Annotated in this window: 19 protein-coding genes and 1 pseudogene; 17 read left to right on the top strand and 3 right to left on the bottom strand. The window is 69.8% G+C overall.

Translation table 11 applies throughout. The features are described from left to right. The first annotated feature begins 112 nt into the window (after positions 1–112). The 10 genes from OG257_RS07880 (at position 113) to OG257_RS07835 (ending at position 9,926) form a co-directional block, all read left to right on the top strand. Positions 113–1,111, top strand: coding sequence for a sugar ABC transporter substrate-binding protein (locus tag OG257_RS07880; RefSeq protein WP_329205987.1), 999 nt, complete (start codon positions 113–115; stop codon positions 1,109–1,111). 152 nt (positions 1,112–1,263) lie between these two features. Continuing rightward, positions 1,264–2,277, top strand: coding sequence for a sugar ABC transporter substrate-binding protein (locus tag OG257_RS07875; protein WP_443054328.1), 1,014 nt, complete (start codon positions 1,264–1,266; stop codon positions 2,275–2,277). After that, complete coding sequence (locus OG257_RS07870) at positions 2,274–3,326, top strand: ABC transporter permease (protein WP_329205983.1); 1,053 nt, start codon at positions 2,274–2,276, stop codon at positions 3,324–3,326. The genes OG257_RS07875 and OG257_RS07870 overlap by 4 nt, the downstream gene beginning before the upstream one ends. After that, complete coding sequence (locus tag OG257_RS07865) at positions 3,323–4,183, top strand: ATP-binding cassette domain-containing protein (RefSeq protein ID WP_329205982.1); 861 nt, start codon at positions 3,323–3,325, stop codon at positions 4,181–4,183. Before OG257_RS07870 ends, OG257_RS07865 begins: the two co-directional genes overlap by 4 nt. Before the next feature lie 131 nt (positions 4,184–4,314). Beyond that, positions 4,315–5,481, top strand: coding sequence for an ROK family glucokinase (locus OG257_RS07860; RefSeq protein ID WP_329205980.1), 1,167 nt, complete (start codon positions 4,315–4,317; stop codon positions 5,479–5,481). 65 nt (positions 5,482–5,546) lie between these two features. Further along, entirely contained in the window at positions 5,547–6,164 is a 618-nt protein-coding gene (locus OG257_RS07855; RefSeq protein ID WP_329205978.1) for a hypothetical protein, read from the top strand. A 759-nt stretch (positions 6,165–6,923) separates the two neighbouring features. Continuing rightward, positions 6,924–8,186 (top strand): bifunctional 3-oxoadipate enol-lactonase/4-carboxymuconolactone decarboxylase PcaDC, encoded by a 1,263-nt coding sequence (pcaDC, locus tag OG257_RS37225; protein ID WP_443054556.1) that lies wholly within the window; start codon positions 6,924–6,926, stop codon positions 8,184–8,186. A gap of 12 nt (positions 8,187–8,198) precedes the next feature. Beyond that, the gene (locus OG257_RS07845) at positions 8,199–8,846 is read left to right on the top strand and encodes an MBL fold metallo-hydrolase (RefSeq protein WP_329205976.1); all 648 of its coding nucleotides are present in this window, start codon (positions 8,199–8,201) and stop codon (positions 8,844–8,846) included. A gap of 58 nt (positions 8,847–8,904) precedes the next feature. Then, the gene (locus OG257_RS07840) at positions 8,905–9,684 is read left to right on the top strand and encodes an exodeoxyribonuclease III (protein WP_329205974.1); all 780 of its coding nucleotides are present in this window, start codon (positions 8,905–8,907) and stop codon (positions 9,682–9,684) included. A gap of 20 nt (positions 9,685–9,704) precedes the next feature. Then, a complete protein-coding gene (locus OG257_RS07835) occupies positions 9,705–9,926 on the top strand; it encodes a hypothetical protein (RefSeq protein ID WP_329205972.1) in 222 nt (73 codons plus the stop codon). 11 nt (positions 9,927–9,937) lie between these two features. On the opposite strand, the gene OG257_RS07830 is transcribed toward OG257_RS07835, so the two are convergent. Further along, positions 9,938–10,219, bottom strand: coding sequence for a mycoredoxin (locus OG257_RS07830; protein ID WP_329205970.1), 282 nt, complete (start codon positions 10,217–10,219; stop codon positions 9,938–9,940). A 124-nt stretch (positions 10,220–10,343) separates the two neighbouring features. Here OG257_RS07830 and OG257_RS07825 point away from each other — a divergent pair, with 124 nt between their 5' ends. Further along, entirely contained in the window at positions 10,344–11,096 is a 753-nt protein-coding gene (locus OG257_RS07825; protein ID WP_329205969.1) for a Clp protease N-terminal domain-containing protein, read from the top strand. A 42-nt stretch (positions 11,097–11,138) separates the two neighbouring features. Here the strand turns inward: OG257_RS07825 and OG257_RS07820 are convergent, their stop codons facing one another. Then, positions 11,139–11,918, bottom strand: a complete 780-nt coding sequence (locus OG257_RS07820) for an SDR family NAD(P)-dependent oxidoreductase (protein WP_329205967.1) — start codon at positions 11,916–11,918, stop codon at positions 11,139–11,141. 108 nt (positions 11,919–12,026) lie between these two features. On the opposite strand from OG257_RS07820, the gene OG257_RS07815 reads away from it, so the two are divergent. From OG257_RS07815 to OG257_RS07795, 5 genes are all read left to right on the top strand, one after another. Beyond that, on the top strand, positions 12,027–12,488 hold the full coding sequence (locus OG257_RS07815; RefSeq protein ID WP_329205965.1) for a DUF6278 family protein: 462 nt from the start codon (positions 12,027–12,029) through the stop codon (positions 12,486–12,488). Between the two features lie 101 nt (positions 12,489–12,589). Next, complete coding sequence (locus OG257_RS07810; protein ID WP_329205964.1) at positions 12,590–13,333, top strand: amino acid ABC transporter ATP-binding protein; 744 nt, start codon at positions 12,590–12,592, stop codon at positions 13,331–13,333. Between the two features lie 11 nt (positions 13,334–13,344). After that, a complete protein-coding gene (locus tag OG257_RS07805) occupies positions 13,345–14,259 on the top strand; it encodes a glutamate ABC transporter substrate-binding protein (protein ID WP_443054327.1) in 915 nt (304 codons plus the stop codon). Positions 14,260–14,272: 13 nt separating this feature from the next. Then, on the top strand, positions 14,273–14,917 hold the full coding sequence (locus OG257_RS07800; RefSeq protein WP_329205963.1) for an amino acid ABC transporter permease: 645 nt from the start codon (positions 14,273–14,275) through the stop codon (positions 14,915–14,917). Beyond that, the gene (locus OG257_RS07795; RefSeq protein ID WP_329205962.1) at positions 14,914–15,783 is read left to right on the top strand and encodes an amino acid ABC transporter permease; all 870 of its coding nucleotides are present in this window, start codon (positions 14,914–14,916) and stop codon (positions 15,781–15,783) included. Before OG257_RS07800 ends, OG257_RS07795 begins: the two co-directional genes overlap by 4 nt. 74 nt (positions 15,784–15,857) lie before the next feature. Here OG257_RS07795 and OG257_RS07790 read toward each other — a convergent pair. Next, positions 15,858–16,089: pseudogene (locus OG257_RS07790) on the bottom strand (acyl esterase); the annotation flags it as partial. Positions 16,090–16,339: 250 nt separating this feature from the next. On the opposite strand from OG257_RS07790, the gene OG257_RS07785 reads away from it, so the two are divergent. Next, the gene (locus tag OG257_RS07785) at positions 16,340–17,365 is read left to right on the top strand and encodes an ArsR family transcriptional regulator (RefSeq protein ID WP_329205960.1); all 1,026 of its coding nucleotides are present in this window, start codon (positions 16,340–16,342) and stop codon (positions 17,363–17,365) included. The last annotated feature ends 7 nt before the right edge of the window (positions 17,366–17,372 follow it).

Raw genomic sequence — 17,372 nt, 5'->3', positions numbered from 1 at the left:
CCCCGTCCCGCTCTCGGTAAGAATGTTCGGACAAACTCTTGACGTGACCATGTAAGGCCGCTAGAACTCCCCCAGCCGCACTCGGGCGGCCGGGAGAGAAGGCGGGCCCACGATGCGTACGACTCGCACGGCAGCAGTCCTGATCGCCGTATGCGCCCTCGCGGTCGCCGGATGCAGCGGCTCCGGCGGCAAGGACTCCGAGGCCGGCTCCGGGGACGGCGCCCCGAAAGGCCCCCGGGGTGTCTCCACCCCGGAGATGAGGATCGCGATGGTCACGCACTCGGGCGAGGGCGACACCTTCTGGGACATCGTCCGCAAGGGCGCCGAGCAGGCCGCGGCCAAGGACAACGTCGACTTCCTCTACTCGGCCAACAAGGAGGGCAAGGAGCAGGCCCAGCTCGTCCAGGCCGCCATCGACCAGAAGGTCGACGGAATCGTCGTCACCCTCGCCAAACCGGAAGCCGTCCGGGACGTGGTGGCCAAGGCCGTGAAAGCCGGCATCCCCGTCGTCACCATCAACTCGGGCGCGCAGCACTCCCAGGCGGTCGGCGCCCTCGGCCACATCGGGCAGGACGAGGCGGTCGCGGGCCAGGCGGTCGGCGAGGAGCTCAACGCGCGCGGCCGGAAGAAGGCCCTGTGCGTCATCCACGAACAGGGCAACGTGTCCCTCGAGGAGCGCTGCGCGGGCGTGAAGAAGACGTTCGGCGGCACGGTGGAGAACCTCGGCGTCGAAGGCACGAACATGCCCGCCGCCACCTCCTCCATCGAGGCGAAACTGCAGGCGGACAAGGGCATCGACACGGTCGTCACCCTCGGCGCCCCCTTCGCCGCCGCCTCGGTCAAGGCCAGGGCGGGCGCGGGGAGCACGGCCGAGATCGACACCTTCGACCTCAACGCCGAGGTCGTCAAGCAGCTGAAGGCAAAGGAGATCGGCTTCGCCGTCGACCAGCAGCCCTACCTCCAGGGCTACCTCGCCGTCGACGAGCTCTGGCTCAACCGGTCCAACGGAAACGTCATCGGCGGCGGGAAACCCGTACTCACCGGGCCCGCGATCGTCACCGCCGACGACGTACCGCTGCTCGAGAAGTACACCGCTCGCGGAACCCGATGACGGGCCGGACCGTGGCCGTGCCGAATCGCCGCCGAGCCCCTGCCGAGCGACGGCGGCACCGGCTCGGGGATACTTGGGCGGCCGGGCCGGGAGTCCACTCTCCCCGGCTCCACCAGGCAGCACAGCGAGCAGCACAAGAAGGGCACGGCGTCGTGGCAAGGGTTCGGACAGGGGTACGTGCGATGGGTGCCGTGCTGGCAGCGGTGCTGGGAGCCTCCCTCATGGGATGCAGCAGCACCGGTGGCAAGCGGGCGGAGGAGCGCGCGGCCGAGGAGGCCGCAGAGGGCCGGTCCGCGGTGAACACGCCCCGCTGGACCTTCGCCATGGTCACCCACTCGGGCGACGGCGACACCTTCTGGGACATCGTCCAGAAGGGCGCCGAGCAGGCAGCCCTCAAGGACAACATCAACTTCCTCTACTCGCACAACGACGAGGCGCAGCAGCAGGCCGAGCTCGTCCAGACCGCGATCGACAAGGGCGTCGACGGGCTGATCGTCTCGCTGGCCAAGCCCGACGCGATGAAGGCCGTCGTCGCCAAGGCCACCGAGGCCGGCATCCCCGTGATCACGGTGAACTCCGGCTCCGCCGAGTCCAAGTCCTTCGGCGCCCTGACCCACATCGGACAGGACGAGGCCATCGCGGGCGAGGCCGTCGGCGACGAGCTCGACAAGCGGGGCCGCAAGAAGGCGCTCTGCGTCCTGCACGAACAGGGCAACGTCGGCCACGAGCAGCGCTGCGGCGGAGCGAAGGAGAGCTTCGACGGCACCATGCAGAACCTGTACGTCGACGGCACCAACATGCCCGACGTCCAGGCCTCCATCGAGGCGAAGCTCGACGCCGACAAGAGCATCGACGCGGTCGTCACCCTCGGCGCCCCGTTCGCCGCGGCCGCGGTCAAGGCGAAGGAGACCGCGGGCAGCAAGGCCGAGATCGACACCTTCGACCTGAACGCCAGTGTCGCCACCGGCCTGCAGAACAAGACGCTCGGCTTCGCCGTCGACCAGCAGCCCTACCTCCAGGGGTACGAGGCCGTCGACCTGCTCTGGCTCTACCGCTACAACCGCAACGTGCTCGGCGGAGGCCTGCCCGTCCTGACCGGGCCGCAGATCATCACCGCCGACGACGCCGACGAGCTCGCCGAGTACACGAAGCGGGGGACCCGATGACAGCGACCGGGCAACCGGTGGCCCCGGAGAAGACCGACGAACGGCTGCTGCGCACCTCACCGCTGCGCAGGCTCCTCGGCCGCCCCGAGCTCGGCTCCGTCGTCGGTGCCGTGGCCGTCTTCCTCTTCTTCGCGGTCGTCGCCGACAACTTCCTGCAGATGTCCAGCTTCGGCACGGTGCTGTACGCGGCGTCCACCATCGGGATCATGGCGGCGCCGGTGGCGCTCCTGATGATCGGCGGCGAGTTCGACCTCTCCGCCGGTGTGATGGTGACCAGCTCCGCGCTGATCTCGTCGATGTTCAGCTACCAGATGACGGCCAACGTCTGGGTCGGCGTCTTCGTGTCGCTGCTGGTCACCCTGTGCTTCGGTGCGTTCAACGGCTTCATGCTGACCCGCACCAAGCTGCCCAGCTTCATCATCACGCTCGGCACGTTCCTGATGCTGACCGGCCTCAACCTCGGCTTCACCAAGCTGATCAGCGGCACCGTGTCGACCAAGGCGATCGGCGACATGGAGGGCTTCGACTCGGCCCGCAAGGTCTTCGCCTCCCACCTCACGATCGGCGACATCGAGCTCAAGGTCACCATCCTGTGGTGGGTGGTGATCGTCGCCGTCGCCACCTGGATCCTGCTCCGCACCCGCTTCGGGAACTGGATCTTCGCCGTCGGCGGCGAGGCCGACGCCGCGCGGGCGGTCGGTGTACCGGTGATCCGTACGAAGGTCGGGCTCTACCTCGGTGTCGCCTTCGCCGCCTGGGTCTCCGGACAGCACCTGCTGTTCTCCTACGACGTGGTGCAGTCGGGCGAGGGCGTCGGCAACGAGCTGACGTACATCATCGCGGCCGTCATCGGCGGCTGCCTGATCACCGGCGGCTACGGGTCCGCGATCGGTTCCGCGGTCGGCGCGATCATCTTCGGCATGACCAGCAAGGGCATCGTGTACGCGGAGTGGAACCCCGACTGGTTCAAGTTCTTCCTGGGAGCGATGCTGCTCCTGGCCACCCTGCTCAACGCATGGGTACGCAAGCGCGCGGAGGCGACGAAATGACGGCCCCCCAGGATCCGGCTCCCCGGGACACGGCCCAGCGGGCGCTCGTCGCGCTCGAGCACGTCAGCAAGTTCTACGGCAACATCAAGGCCCTGGAGAACGTCTCGCTGGAGGTCCACGCGGGCGAGATCTCCTGTGTCCTCGGGGACAACGGCGCGGGCAAGTCCACCCTCATCAAGATCATCGCGGGACTGCACCGGCACGACTCCGGGACGTTCCTGATCGACGGCGAGGAGACCACGCTCGCCAACCCGCGCGACGCCCTGGACCGGGGCATCGCCACCGTCTACCAGGACCTCGCCGTCGTCCCGCTGATGCCGGTCTGGCGCAACTTCTTCCTCGGCTCCGAGCCGACGAAGGGGACCGGCCCGTTCAAGCGCCTCGACGTGGAGCTGATGCGCAGGACGACCCGCGCGGAGCTGCTGCGCATGGGCATCGACCTGCGGGACGTCGACCAGCCGATCGGCACCCTGTCCGGCGGTGAGCGCCAGTGCGTGGCCATCGCCCGTGCCGTGTACTTCGGCGCCAAGGTCCTCGTCCTGGACGAGCCCACCGCGGCGCTCGGCGTCAAGCAGTCCGGTGTCGTGCTGAAGTACGTCGCGGCCGCCCGGGACGCGGGGCTCGGCGTGGTCCTCATCACGCACAACCCGCACCACGCCTACCTCGTGGGCGACCGTTTCGTCCTGCTGAAGCGCGGCGCAATGTCCGGCAGCCACACCCGGGACAGCATCACGCTCGACGAACTGACCCGTCAGATGGCCGGTGGCAGCGAACTGGAGGAGCTCAGCCACGAGCTCGAGCGGGCCCCCGCGCCGGACCACATCGGCGGCCGTCCGGCCGGCGACGACACCCCGTAGCCGTCCTTGATGTTCCCCGTCCCCGGGCCGTCCAGCGGTTCCGGGGGCCCGGGAATGGCAGAATCGAGCACGGCGGGCACCGTCCGCCGCCGGAGGAACGACCAGCCGGCCCCCCGACCTGCGCAGGGACGATGAGCACGTACCGCGACTTCGCACACCGCGGCTCCGCCCGCGCCACCGTCCTGCGGACCGTAGGGACCCGGGAGCGGCGTTCGCACCTCACGGCGCCCCGCGTCCCCACCGTCGGCATCGACATCGGGGGTACGAAGGTGATGGCCGGCGTCGTCGACGCCGACGGCAACATCCTGGAGACCCTGCGCACCGAGACGCCGGACAAGTCCAAGAGCCCCAAGGTCGTCGAGGACACCATCGTCGAACTGGTCCTGGACCTCTCCGACCGGCACGACGTGCACGCCGTCGGCATCGGCGCGGCGGGCTGGGTCGACGCCGACCGCTCCAAGGTGCTGTTCGCCCCGCACCTGGCCTGGCGCGACGAACCCCTCCGGGACGCCATCGCCTCCCGCCTCGTGGTCCCCGTCATGGTCGACAACGACGCCAACACGGCGGCCTGGGCGGAATGGCGCTTCGGCGCCGGCCGCGGCGAGGACCACCTGGTCATGATCACGCTGGGCACCGGCATCGGCGGCGCGATCCTGGAGGACGGGCACGTCAAGCGCGGCAAGTACGGCGTCGCGGGTGAGTTCGGGCACATGCAGGTGGTGCCCGGCGGGCACCGCTGCCCGTGCGGGAACCGCGGCTGCTGGGAGCAGTACAGCTCGGGCAACGCCCTAGTGCGCGAGGCCAAGGAACTGGCCGCGGCGGACTCCCCGGTGGCGCACGGCATCATCGAGCGGGTCAAGGGCAACATCCCCGACATCACCGGGCCGCTCATCACCGAACTGGCCCGCGAGGGCGACGCGATGTGCGTCGAGCTCCTCCAGGACATCGGCCAGTGGCTGGGTGTCGGCATCGCCAACCTCGCCGCCGCGCTGGACCCGTCCTGCTTCGTCATCGGCGGCGGTGTGAGCGCGGCGGACGACCTCCTGATCGGCCCGGCCAGGGACGCCTTCAAGCGCCAGCTCACCGGCCGCGGCTACCGCCCCGAGGCCCGGATCGCGAAGGCCCAGCTCGGCCCGGAGGCGGGTATGGTCGGCGCCGCGGACCTGGCACGCCTGGTCGCCCGCAGATTCCGCCGGACCAACCGCCGGCGCGTCGAGCGGTACGAGCGGTACGCGCAGTTCTACGACCAGGCGGCGAGCACCATCCGGAACTCGCGGAGCACCCGCGCCGCCGACTGACCAGCGGCACCTTTGGCCGCCAGTACTCCGCAACTCCGCACCGTAGCTTCGAGGGACCACCGACCATGACCGCAGCCGAGCACCGCGCCGTGCCGCGCCAGTCCCCTTCTTCAGGTTCCCCCGGTTCTCCCGGTTCCGGCGGTGACGGGACTCCTCCGCCGGACCGGCGCCGGGTGATCCGCCGGCGGCTGATCACCCTGACGATCATCGTGCTGCTGATCGGCATCCCGGCCGGCTACCTGGTGATCTCCGCCGGCCAGAGCCGGCGCTCTGGCAAGGACAAGGAAGCCGAGGCCGCCGCGCAGGGACTGCGCGAGAGCTGGCCGTCCGGCATGCAGCGCCGGATCTTCGAGTTGCCGATCCCCGGCAATGCGATCGGCGTCCAGTACTACGAGACGAACAACTGGAAGGCCAGCCGGATGTACGTGAAGTTCCGTACGACATCCGCAGGACTCGACCGGTTCCTGAGCGGCGTCGGGACCGGTCGCGCGGCGCTGGAGACCGGCAAGGTCACCATCGGCGAACGCGATGTCAAGATCACCGGCTGGTACTTCGGGCCGGGCGTCGACTGGGCGGGAACCGTCCACAAGAACAAGGACCCGCGCCCCACGCAGGACATCACCGTCAACATGACGGACCCGGCCGCCCCGGTCGTCTACGTCGTGTCTGCGGCGACCCCCTGACGGGGAGCGGCCGGGCGGCTCATTACCCTGGAGCGAGTGAGTGAAGTGAGCGAGACGACCCCGCAGCCCGCCCAAGCCCCCCACCCCCTGCAACCGCAGCCCCCACAGCCCGTGAACCCCGGACAGGGCGAGCAGTCCCGGCAGCCCGGCCCCGCGCACGAACCGGCGCCGCAGCCCCCGCACCGGGACGGCGTGCCGCGGACGGCCGCACAGCCGCTGCAGGGCGAGCCGATCCAGCGGATCCCGCAGGCGATACCCGGGCAGCAGTACGCCGGCGCGGCACCGGTGCACGGGGAGGTCGTCCCGCCGCAGCACCTCGGTACGCCACCGGGCCCGCGTCATGCGGAGCCGGGTCCGTCCGTCGAGACCACTCAGCCGCTTTCGGCGGAGCAGCTCGCACCCCTGCAGGGTGAGCTGCTCCGGCCGGTCCAGCAGTACCCGGGGGCCCCGCTGGAGGCGCAGCCGGCCCGGACGCCGCAGCATGCCCCGCCTCCGCAGTACCCCGGGCCGTCCCAGGGTCCGCAGCACCCGGAGCCGTCGCGGCAGCCGGGGCTCCCGCAGGCACCGCTGTACCCCGGGCTGCCGCAGGCAACGCACAGCGCCCCGCAACACGCGCAGGTGCCGCACGGCCCGCAGAGCCCGCAGCCCCAGCCCCAGAGCCAGCAGAGCCCGCAGCCCCAGCCTCAAGGCCAGCAGAGCCCGCAGCCCCAGCCCCAGGGCCAGCAGAGCCCTCAGCCCCAGGGCTCGCAGGCGGGGCAGCTGCTCCAGTACCGCTTCGACGGGCCGGACGATGCGCCTGTCCTGGTCATCGGTCCTTCCCTCGGAACGACCTGGCACATGTGGGACCGCCAGATACCCGAGCTCTCGCAGCACTGGAGAATCTTCCGGTACGACCTGCCGGGGCACGGCGGAGCCCCCGCCCACCCCGCGGCGGCCGTCACCGACCTCGCCGACCGTCTGCTCGCCACGCTGGACAGCGTGGGCGTCCAGCGCTTCGGATACGCGGGCTGTTCCATCGGCGGCGCGGTGGGCGCCGACCTCGCGCTGCGCCACCCGCACCGGGTCGCTTCGCTCGTGCTGGTCGCCGCCTCGCCCCGGTTCGGCACCGCCGACGAATTCCGGCAGCGTGGCGTGATCGTCCGCAGCAACGGTCTGGAGCCGATCGCCCGCACGGCCCCGGAGCGCTGGTTCACCCCCCACTTCGCCGCCGCCCAGCCGGCCATCGTCGAGTGGGCCGTCCAGATGGTGCGTACCACCGACCCCGGTTGCTACATCGCTTCCTGCGAGGCCCTGGCCGCCTTCGACATCCGTACGGAGCTCTCCCGGATAGGTGTCCCGACCCTCGTCCTGGTCGGCGCAGAGGACAAGGTCACCGGACCCGCGGAGGCCCGTACCCTCGTCGCCGGCATCCCGGACGCCCGGCTCGCCCTCGTCCCCGGAGCCTCCCACCTGGCCCCCGTCGAGCAGCCCGGCGCCGTCACCGATCTGCTCCTCATGCACTTCTCCACGGCCTGGCAGGACACCCTGGCCTCGATCCCGGTTCCGGGAGCCCCGGGGCTCGCCGCTCCGTTCGTGCCCGTGGTGCCCGTCGCGGAGATCGGATCCGCGGCCGTCAGACCCGAAGCGGCCACCATGGGCCGGCCGGACCGGTACGACAGCGGGATGAAGATCCGGCGCGAGGTGCTCGGCGACGCCCATGTGGACGCCGCCACGGCGGCGTCGGACGCCTTCACCGACGACTTCGAGGAGCTCGTCACCCGCTACGCCTGGGGCGAGATCTGGAACCGTGAGGGCCTCGACCGCCGGGCCCGCAGCTGCGTCACCCTCACCGCGGTGGTCGGCTCCGGACATCTGGAGAGCCTTGCGCAGCACGTAAGGGCCGCGCTGCGCAACGGACTTACCCCCGTCGAGATCAAGGAGGTGCTGCTGCAGACGGCCGTCTACTGCGGCATCCCGGCTGCCGGCGCCGCATTTGCCATCGCGCAGTCCGTGATCCAGGAGGAAACCACACCTCCCGCGTAGCAGGATGTGGGTATGAACGCACCGTCTCTCACCCTGACGAAGAACACGCACTCCTGCATCCGGCTGGAGCGGAACGGCCAGGCGCTCGTCATCGACCCCGGCGGCTTCTCGGAGGACGACGCCGCCGTCGGCGCCGACGCGATCCTGGTGACGCACGAGCACCCGGACCACTTCGACGAGGCCCGGGTGCGGGCGGGGCTGGAGTCCAACCCGGCCGCGCAGGTGTGGACCCTGCGCAGCGTGGCCGGGCAGCTCTCCGCCGCGTTCCCCGGGCGCGTCCACACGGTCGGCCACGGCGACACGTTCTCCGCCGCCGGGTTCGACGTGCAGGTGCACGGCGAGCTGCACGCGGTGATCCACCCGGACATCCCGAGGGTGACCAACATCGGCTTCCTGGTGGGCGGTTCGGTCTTCCACCCGGGCGATGCCCTGACGGTGCCCGACCACCCCGTGGACACGCTGATGCTGCCGGTGATGGCCCCCTGGAACAAGATCTCGGAGGTCATCGACTACGTACGTGAGGTGAAGCCGCGGCGCGCGATCGACATCCATGACGCCCTGCTCACCGATCTCGCCCGGCCGATCTACGACAGGCAGATCGGCGGCCTGGGCGGAGCCGACCACGGCCGGCTGACTCCGGGCGGCACGACCCGGCTCTGACCCGCCGGGGACGGCGGACCGTGGGACGACTGTCAGTGGGAACGGATAGGTTTACTGCATGCGCATTGCCACCTGGAACGTCAATTCGATCACCGCCCGGCTCCCGAGGCTGCTGGCCTGGCTGGAGAGCACCGGCACGGACGTGCTGTGCATCCAGGAGACCAAGTGCACGGCCGAGCAGTTCCCCGCCGAAGCGCTGCGTGAACTGGGCTACGAGTCCGCCGTGAACGCCACGGGCCGGTGGAACGGGGTGGCGCTGGTCTCCCGGGTGGGCCTCCAGGATGTCGTGACCGGCCTGCCCGACGGGCCCGCCTACGAGGGCGTGCAGGAGCCGAGGGCGATCTCCGCGACGTGCGGTCCGGTCCGCGTCTGGTCGGTCTACGTCCCCAACGGCCGCGAGGTCGAGCACGATCACTACGCGTACAAGCTGAGCTGGTTCGAGGCCCTGCAGAAGGCGGTCGCCGCGGACGCCGCGGGAACACTGCCGTTCGCCGTCCTCGGCGACTTCAACGTCGCGCCGACGGACGAGGACGTCTGGGACCCGGCGCTCTTCGAGGGGGCCACCCATGTGACCCCTGCCGAGCGCGCCGCGCTGGCCACCCTTCGCGAGGAGGGGCTGTCGGACGTGATGCCCCGACCGCTCAAGTACGACCGCCCGTACACCTTCTGGGACTACCGCGAGCTGCGCTTCCCGAAGAACAGGGGCATGCGCATCGACCTCGTCTACGGCAACGCCCCGTTCACCGCGGCCGTCAAGGACAGCTACGTCGACCGCGAGGAGCGCAAGGGGAAGGGCGCGTCCGATCACGCCCCGGTGGTCGTGGACCTCGACCTCTGAGCGCCGGGCGGGGGAGTCCGGTGAACGAGCGCGAGGGCCGCGACTGGACGGCCATGACCCCCGCGGATTTCGATCCCGACGCCCCACTCCTGCTGGACGTGGGGACCGGTCCTGTCGTCATCCCGGCCGAGCCGGCCGAGTGCGGTACGCCCCCGCTGTTCGGGGTGGAGAAACCCGCACCGCGCACCGCACGCACGGACCGGCGCCCGGCCGCTCCCGTGCACCAGGAGGGCCTTTTCTGAGGGTCGGCGGGTCAGCGCCGCTTCGTGGGCAGCAGATGCGGGGCGTGCTCGGTGACGGCACGCACCACTTCGCGCTTGGACGGGTTCACCATCGCGTGCCCCGCCACCCGGACCGTCGGCACGGTCTCGTTGCCGTCCGCGACCGAGCGCACGAAGGCGGCGGCCTCCGGGTCCCTCCAGATGTTCACCTCGGTGTACGTCAGTCCCGAGAAGCGCAGCCGCAGCCGCAGTCTCATGCAGTACGGGCAGCCGGGCCGCCAGTAGACAACCATGCCGTCGCGGTCCCCGGTCATCGAGTGCCCCTCTGTTCACGTCCGTTGATCGAGCTCAGCCAACCGCGCCGCAGCGGCAGGGGCAAGGGACGGCAGGTGTCAACCATCGGTTGACACCTCTTGGGTGTCAACCTAGGGTTGCCTCATGACGAAGCCGCTCGGGCCCAACCCTCCCATCCGCCTCGACGACCTCATCGAGGCGATCAAGAAGACCCACACCGACGCACTGGGGCAGCTCTCCGGAGCAGTCGTCGCCGCGGATCACCTCGGCGAGATCGCCGACCACCTCATCGGCCACTTCGTCGACCAGGCGCGGCGCTCGGGCGCCTCGTGGACGGATATCGGCAGGAGCATGGGCGTCACCCGGCAGGCCGCCCAGAAGAGGTTCGTGGCCAAGAAGCCCGACGAGACCGCGGACCTGGACCCGAGTCAGGGATTCGGACGGTTCACCGAGCAGGCCAGGAACGTCGCCATGGCCGCGCACAACGAGGCCCACGCGGCCCGCAACGACGAGGTGCGCACCGCGCACCTGGTCCTCGGGCTCCTCGGAGATCCCGACACCCTTGCCGCACGGGTGATCACGGGGCAGGGCGTGTCGCCGGCCGCGGTCCGGGAGGCGGCGGCCCTCGCCCTGCCGGCCGCGTCCGACGAGGTGCCCGAGCTGATCCCGTACGACGCGGGAGCGCGCAAGGTCCTGGAGCTGACGTTCCGGGAGGCGCTGCGCCTCGGCCACAACTACGTGGGTACGGAGCACATCCTGCTGGCCCTGCTGGAGTTCGAGGGCGGCTCGGGCCTGCTCACGGGGCTGGGCATCGACAAGGGGGCGGCGACGGCGTCCATCGTCCCGGAGACCGCAGCGGGGGAAAACGGTGCGGCGTCTGAGGGTGCCGCGCCTTGATGCCGCCCCCACCGGGGGCGGCATCGCGCGTTCCCGTACCGGTCAGTGGACGGAGAATCCGCCGTCCACGAAGATCGACTGCCCGGTGACGTACGACGAGGCCGCACTCGCCAGGAACACCGCGGCGCCGGCGAAGTCCTCGGCCAGGCCGTTGCGCCCGACCATCGTGCGGGCGGCCAGTGCCGCCACCTTTCCGGGATCGGACGACAGCCGCTGGTTGAGCGGCGTCATGACGAAGCCGGGCACCAGGGTGTTGGACGTGACGCCGCGCGGGGACCAGGCCTCGGCCTCCGAGCGGGCGAGCGACTCCAGCGCACCCTTGGAGACCCCGTAGGCCCCGCTCTGCACGAACGCCCGGTGCGCCTGCTGCGACGTGATGTGGATGATCCGCCCGTAACCCCGCTCCGCCATGCCCGGTCCGTACCGCCGGCCCAGCAGGTGGGGGGCCTTGAGGTTCAGCGCCATCGTGGTGTCCCACACGTCCTCGTCGAGCTCGTCCATCGGCGGCCGCAGATTGATCCCGGCGCAGTTGACGAGGATGTCCGGCTCGCCGAAAACGGCCGCCGCCTCCTCGGCCGCCGTGCGCACACCCTCGCTCGTCCCCAGATCCGCGCTCACCCACGCGGCCCGGCAGCCGTCCGCCGTGAGCTCGTCGGCGGTCCGCCTCAACTCCGTCTCCCTGCGTGCCACGACCACGACACTCGCGCCCGCGTGTGCGAGCGCCCCGGTGATCGCCCGGCCGATGCCGGAACTGCCGCCGGTCACCACGGCGACCCGGCCGTCCAGGGAGAAGAGTTCGGAGAGATAGTTCTGCGATGTCATCTCCGCAGCCTATGTACGCCACCCCACGGCAACCCGTCCTGGGTCCCGAATCAGGAACAGTCGCGCGCCCTGCGGCGCGGAACAGGCCTGAGGTGGGATCCTAGTGGTATGAACATCCCTTTCCTGGACAACTGGCGTAAGCGTCAGGGCGGTACGCAGGGGGTGGCTCTCGCGGCTGCCGTCCGAACCGATCCGGACGGCATCGCCGAACTGTTCGCAGAATGCGAGCTGCTGCGTGCCCGGGCAGGGCAGGCCGGACTCGAACTCGACGACAGTGCCGCCTCGTTGTCCGCGCTCGACCAGCTCCCGCCGCTGTGGCGCGACGACCCGGAGGAACTGCCCTGGCTGGGCAACGACGCGGGCCTGTACCTCGGCACCGTTCTGGTGCGCACCGTCCCCGGCGCGGTGTGGGACATCCTGGCCGGTGGCCGGCCGGTCGTGCGCCTGGCTTCGGGCCGGGAGATCGACGTCGTCGCGGCGGGTCTGGACTGGGCGATGTCGGGCAGCCCCGAGCTCTCCGAGATGTACGCGGAGTCGGCGGAGATCGGGCCGGGGCCCAAAGCGCGATAAGCAGCCTTATGCGCTATTGGTGCGTGTCGGGCGAGAAGTCCGTTGCGGGCCTGGATAGTTTGCGCTGACCTCGACACAGCGATAAGTGGGTAGGGCAGCGTATGGCCGTCGATCCGTTGATCGAGCTGCGGGACGTACACAAGTTTTTCGGAGAGCTGCACGTTCTGCAGAGCATCAATCTCACCGTCGGCCGCGGGGAGGTGGTGGTGGTCATCGGCCCTTCCGGATCAGGCAAGTCAACGCTCTGCCGGACCATCAACAGACTCGAGACGATCGAGTCCGGCTACATCGCCATCGACGGGACGCCCCTTCCCGAGGAGGGGAAGGGGCTCGCTCAGCTCAGGGCCGAAGTCGGCATGGTCTTCCAGTCGTTCAACCTGTTCGCGCACAAGACCGTGCTGGAGAACGTCTCGCTCGCCCAGATCAAGGTCCGCAAGCGCAAGAAGGACGAGGCCGACCAGCGCTCCCGTGAACTGCTGGAGCGGGTCGGGCTCGCCTCGCAGGCCGACAAGCTCCCCGCCCAGCTCTCCGGCGGCCAGCAGCAGCGAGTCGCCATCGCCCGAGCCCTGGCGATGGACCCCAAGGCGCTCCTCTTCGACGAGCCCACATCGGCGCTCGACCCGGAGATGATCAACGAGGTGCTCGAGGTCATGCAGCAGCTCGCCCGGGAGGGCATGACCATGGTGGTCGTCACGCACGAGATGGGGTTCGCCCGGTCCGCGGCCAACCGCGTGGTGTTCATGTCCGAAGGCTGCATCATCGAGGACCGCACTCCGGAGGACTTCTTCACCGCCCCGGAGAGCGACCGCGCCAAGGACTTCCTGTCCAAGATCCTCAAGCACTGACAGGGGGCACCGTGCTGCGTACGAGAAGACTCGCGACCGCGCTGGCCTGCTTCCTGCTCGCCGTGCTCGTCGCCGGCTGCGGCCGGGAGGGCAGTCCACCCGTCAAGGGACCGAAGGCCGGGGCGCTGCCCCAGTACACGGTCGACACGGATTTCCAGCTGCCCGAGTCGAAGACCTGGAAGAAGGCCAAGAAGCGTGGATACCTGGTCGTCGGCGCCAAGGAGGACCAGCCCTATCTCGGCGAGAAGGATCCGGCCACCGGCATCTACTCCGGCTTCGACATCGAGATCGCCCGCATGATGGCAGCGTCCCTGGGCTTCGAACCGGACACGATCCGCTTCCGGACCATCGCCTCCGCGAACCGCGAGACGGCACTCCAGAACGGGCAGATCGACTACTACGTCGGCACCTACACCATCAACGACATGCGCAAGAAGCTCGTCGGCTTCGCGGGGCCGTACTACATGGCCGGCCAGGGGCTGCTGGTGCGCACCGACGAGAACGACATCAAGGGGCCGCAGGACCTGGCGGGCAAGACCGTCTGCTCGGCCGCCGGATCCACCCCGTACCAGCGCATCGCCGCCGACTACCCGAAGGCGGACCTCGTCGCCTACGACACGTACTCGATCTGCGTCGACAACCTCCTGACCTACCAGGTCGACGTCGTCACCACCGACGACGCCATCCTCCTGGGCTTCGCGGCCAAGGCGCCGGACGAGATGAAGGTCGTCGGCAAGCCCTTCTCCGAGGAGCCCTACGGCATCGGCGTCCCGCGCAGCGACAACGCGCTGCGCTTCGCCCTCAACGACGCCCTCGAAGAGAACGAGAAGAACGGCAACTGGAAGAAGGCCTTCGAGGCCACGCTGGGCCTGTCCGGGGTGCCCGCGCCGACACCTCCGCCCATCGACAACTATCCGGCGAACTGAGGGGCCGGCCACCATGGATGTACTCACAGAGAACTTCTCCCTCTACGGCGAGGGCTTCCTCGGAACCGTCGAGCTCACCGTCTACGCCTCGATCCTGGCGCTCGTGCTGGGCTTCCTCATGGCGTCCTTCCGGGTCGCGCCCGTCGGCTCGCTCCGGGTGATCGGCACCGTCTGGGTGGCGGTGCTCCGCAACACCCCGCTGACGCTGCTCTTCTTCGCCGTCCTGCTGGGGCTGCCGCGCTTCGGGCTGGTGCTGCCGTTCCAGGTCTTCGCGGTCCTCGCCCTCGGCTGCTACACCTCGGCCTTCATCTGCGAGGCGCTGCGCTCCGGCATCAACACCGTGCCCACGGGCCAGGGTGAGGCGTCCCGCAGCCTCGGTATGTCCTTCGGCCAGACGCTGGGCAACGTCGTGCTGCCGCAGGCCTTCCGCTCGGTGATCCCGCCGATCGGATCGACGCTCATCGCCCTCGCCAAGAACTCCGCGATCGCCGGAGCGTTCAGCGTCACCGAGCTGCTCGGTGTGTACAAGCCCCTCAACGAACTCGGCTACAGCATCATCTGGACCTTCGTCTGGATCGCCGTCGGCTACCTGATCATCACCCTGACCATCAGTGCGCTCTTCAACCTGATGGAGAAGCGCTGGGGAGTCGCCCGATGACCCACTCCACCGTCTCCGCGACCGCTCTCTACGACATTCCGGGGCCGGTCACCCGCAAGAGACACTTCACCTACGGGGTCATCTCGACGATCGTGATCCTGGCCCTGGTCGGCTGGGTCCTGTACCTGCTCTTCGACACGGACCAGTTCACCAGCGAGAAGTGGGCGCCCTTCACGTACAAGGGCATCCAGGAGCTTCTGCTCCGCGGGCTGGGCAACACCCTCAAGGCGTTCGCGTACGCGGCGGTGCTCTCCCTGGCGCTCGGGGCCGTGCTCGCCGTCGGGCGGCTGTCCGTCCACCGACCGGTGCGCTGGGTCTCGACGTTGCTGGTCGAGTTCTTCCGGGCCATGCCCGTCCTGGTGATGATCTTCTTCATCTTCGTCGCGCTGAAGGTGCAGCCGCTGCCCGCGCTGGTGGCCGGACTGACGCTCTACAACGGCTCCGTGCTCGCCGAGGTCTTCCGGACCGGCATCAACTCCGTCGACCGGGGCCAGCGGGAGGCGGGGTACGCCCTCGGGATGCGCAAGACACAGGTCACCACCTTCGTCCTGGCCCCGCAGGCCGTGCGCGCCATGCTGCCCACCATCATCAGCCAGCTGGTGGTGGCCCTGAAGGACACCTCGCTGGGATACCTGATCACCTACGAGGAGTTCCTCCACGCGGGCAAGCTGATCGCCTCGAACCTCGACTACGGGCTCCCGTTCATCCCCGTGGTGATGGTCATCTCGCCCATCTACATCGGGATGTGCATGCTGCTCTCCTGGTTTGCCACCTGGGTGGCCAGACGGGAGCGGCGCAACCCGAAGACCAAGGCGGTGGGCGTGACCCCCGCCGACCCAGGGACGCTCCTGCCGGGCGCGAAGTAACCGACAGCCGCCCCACGGGGCAGGCCGGAAAGGGCAGTGCCCGCCCGGCAGCAGCCGGTGATCACCTCTCGCCCGAGCGGGACCGGGACATGCCCCGGTTCCGCCCCCGGGCGGGGGGAAGGTCAGCTGCGCGCCGGTCGGATCGTGCTCGACACGGAGCGGATCGACGGTGTCGATCATCAGGACGGGCCGGTGTCTGTCCGTGGAACGTATAGGGGGCGTTGCCGACCAGCCTGCCGAGGCCGAGCGGGCCCACGTCGCGGAGGAGGCGACGGGGGTGCCGCTCTCCTTCGTTCCGGCGAGGCTGTCACCGCGGTCGAGCTGTGGTGGCCCGGCTGCGTGTACTCCTCGAAGACGACGACGTCTCCACGACACCGACCGAGGACCTTTTCGCCGGGCAGAATTACTCAGGCGCCAATAGGTATGCACCACAGGGTCGTTGAACCCCCGTTTATTGTTTCTTGATTCCGGCTGCCTACGATCGCCCGGTGGATTCCGCGCCGAACGAACACCGGTGCGTTGCAGAGCAGGAGCCGAGTTCAACTGGGGGAACGACATGCTCCGCATTCACTTCACCGATGTGGACCTGGCGAGGACCCGGCTCGCCTCCGCTCCCGATCCGCTCTTCGACATCGCCGCGAGTCTGCACCGGTTCCAGACCCGGAGGGGAAGGTGGGCGTTCGCCGGGTGGTACCGCACGACACGGCAACAACTGCGGGAGAAGGGGCTGGAGCGCGCCCTGCGGAGTGTTCTTCTGCCCTTGTATCCAAGGGCGGCGTACTACCCGGATTTCCTCACCCCGGTCGGTGCGGTGGACGGACTGGACATGGGACTGGAGTCGATTCTGGCTACGCCTCCGCAACGGGTCATGGCGGAGATCGCCATCCTCGACCGAATCGTCGGAGCACCTGCCTGGGCCGGGCAACTCGCCGGACTCGAAGCGCGCAAGGAGTTCGTGAGGGTGCTGCGCGCGTACTACGAGGTCGTCGTCGCCCCCCACGAGGAGCAGGTGCGGGCGCGTATCGAGGCCGAGCGGGCGGCACGCTGCCGTGGGCTCCTCGACGGCGGAGTGGAGGGCATGCTCGCGGGACTGGGGCCCATGCTGCGCTGGCGCCCTCCCGTCCTGGAGGTCGCCTACCCCAGGCAGGCGGACGACCGGGACCTGCACCTGAACGGCCGTGGGCTCACCCTCGTCCCTTCGTACTTCAACTGGCGCGAGCCGGTTGCCTTCGCCGACCCTGGACTGCCGCCCGTGGTCTGGTACTCGCTGCTCCACGAGCCCGAGGTCCGCTCCGTGACCGGCAGCGCTCCCGAGCAGCCCCTGACCAACGTGCTCGGGCGTGCCCGAGCGGTCGCGCTGCGCGCCGCGTCCGCCGGTGCCACGACCGGCGAGATCGCCCGTGCTGCCGGAGTCTCGGCCTCCGCCGCCAGCAGACACGCCACCGCGTTGCGCGACGCGGGACTCATCAGCACCGTGCGCAACGGCCCGACCGTGCTGCACACCCTCACACCCACGGGCGCATCCCTGCTGCGCGCCGCCCTGCGCAAGGCTGAGGCCGACCTCACGGGCACCGTCGTCTGAGCGGGCC

Origin of the sequence: Streptomyces sp. NBC_00683, from assembly GCF_036226745.1 — a bacterium.
GTDB lineage: Bacteria > Actinomycetota > Actinomycetes > Streptomycetales > Streptomycetaceae > Streptomyces.
Note: the sequence above shows the minus strand (reverse complement) of the source record. Positions and strands in the feature narration are given on the sequence as shown.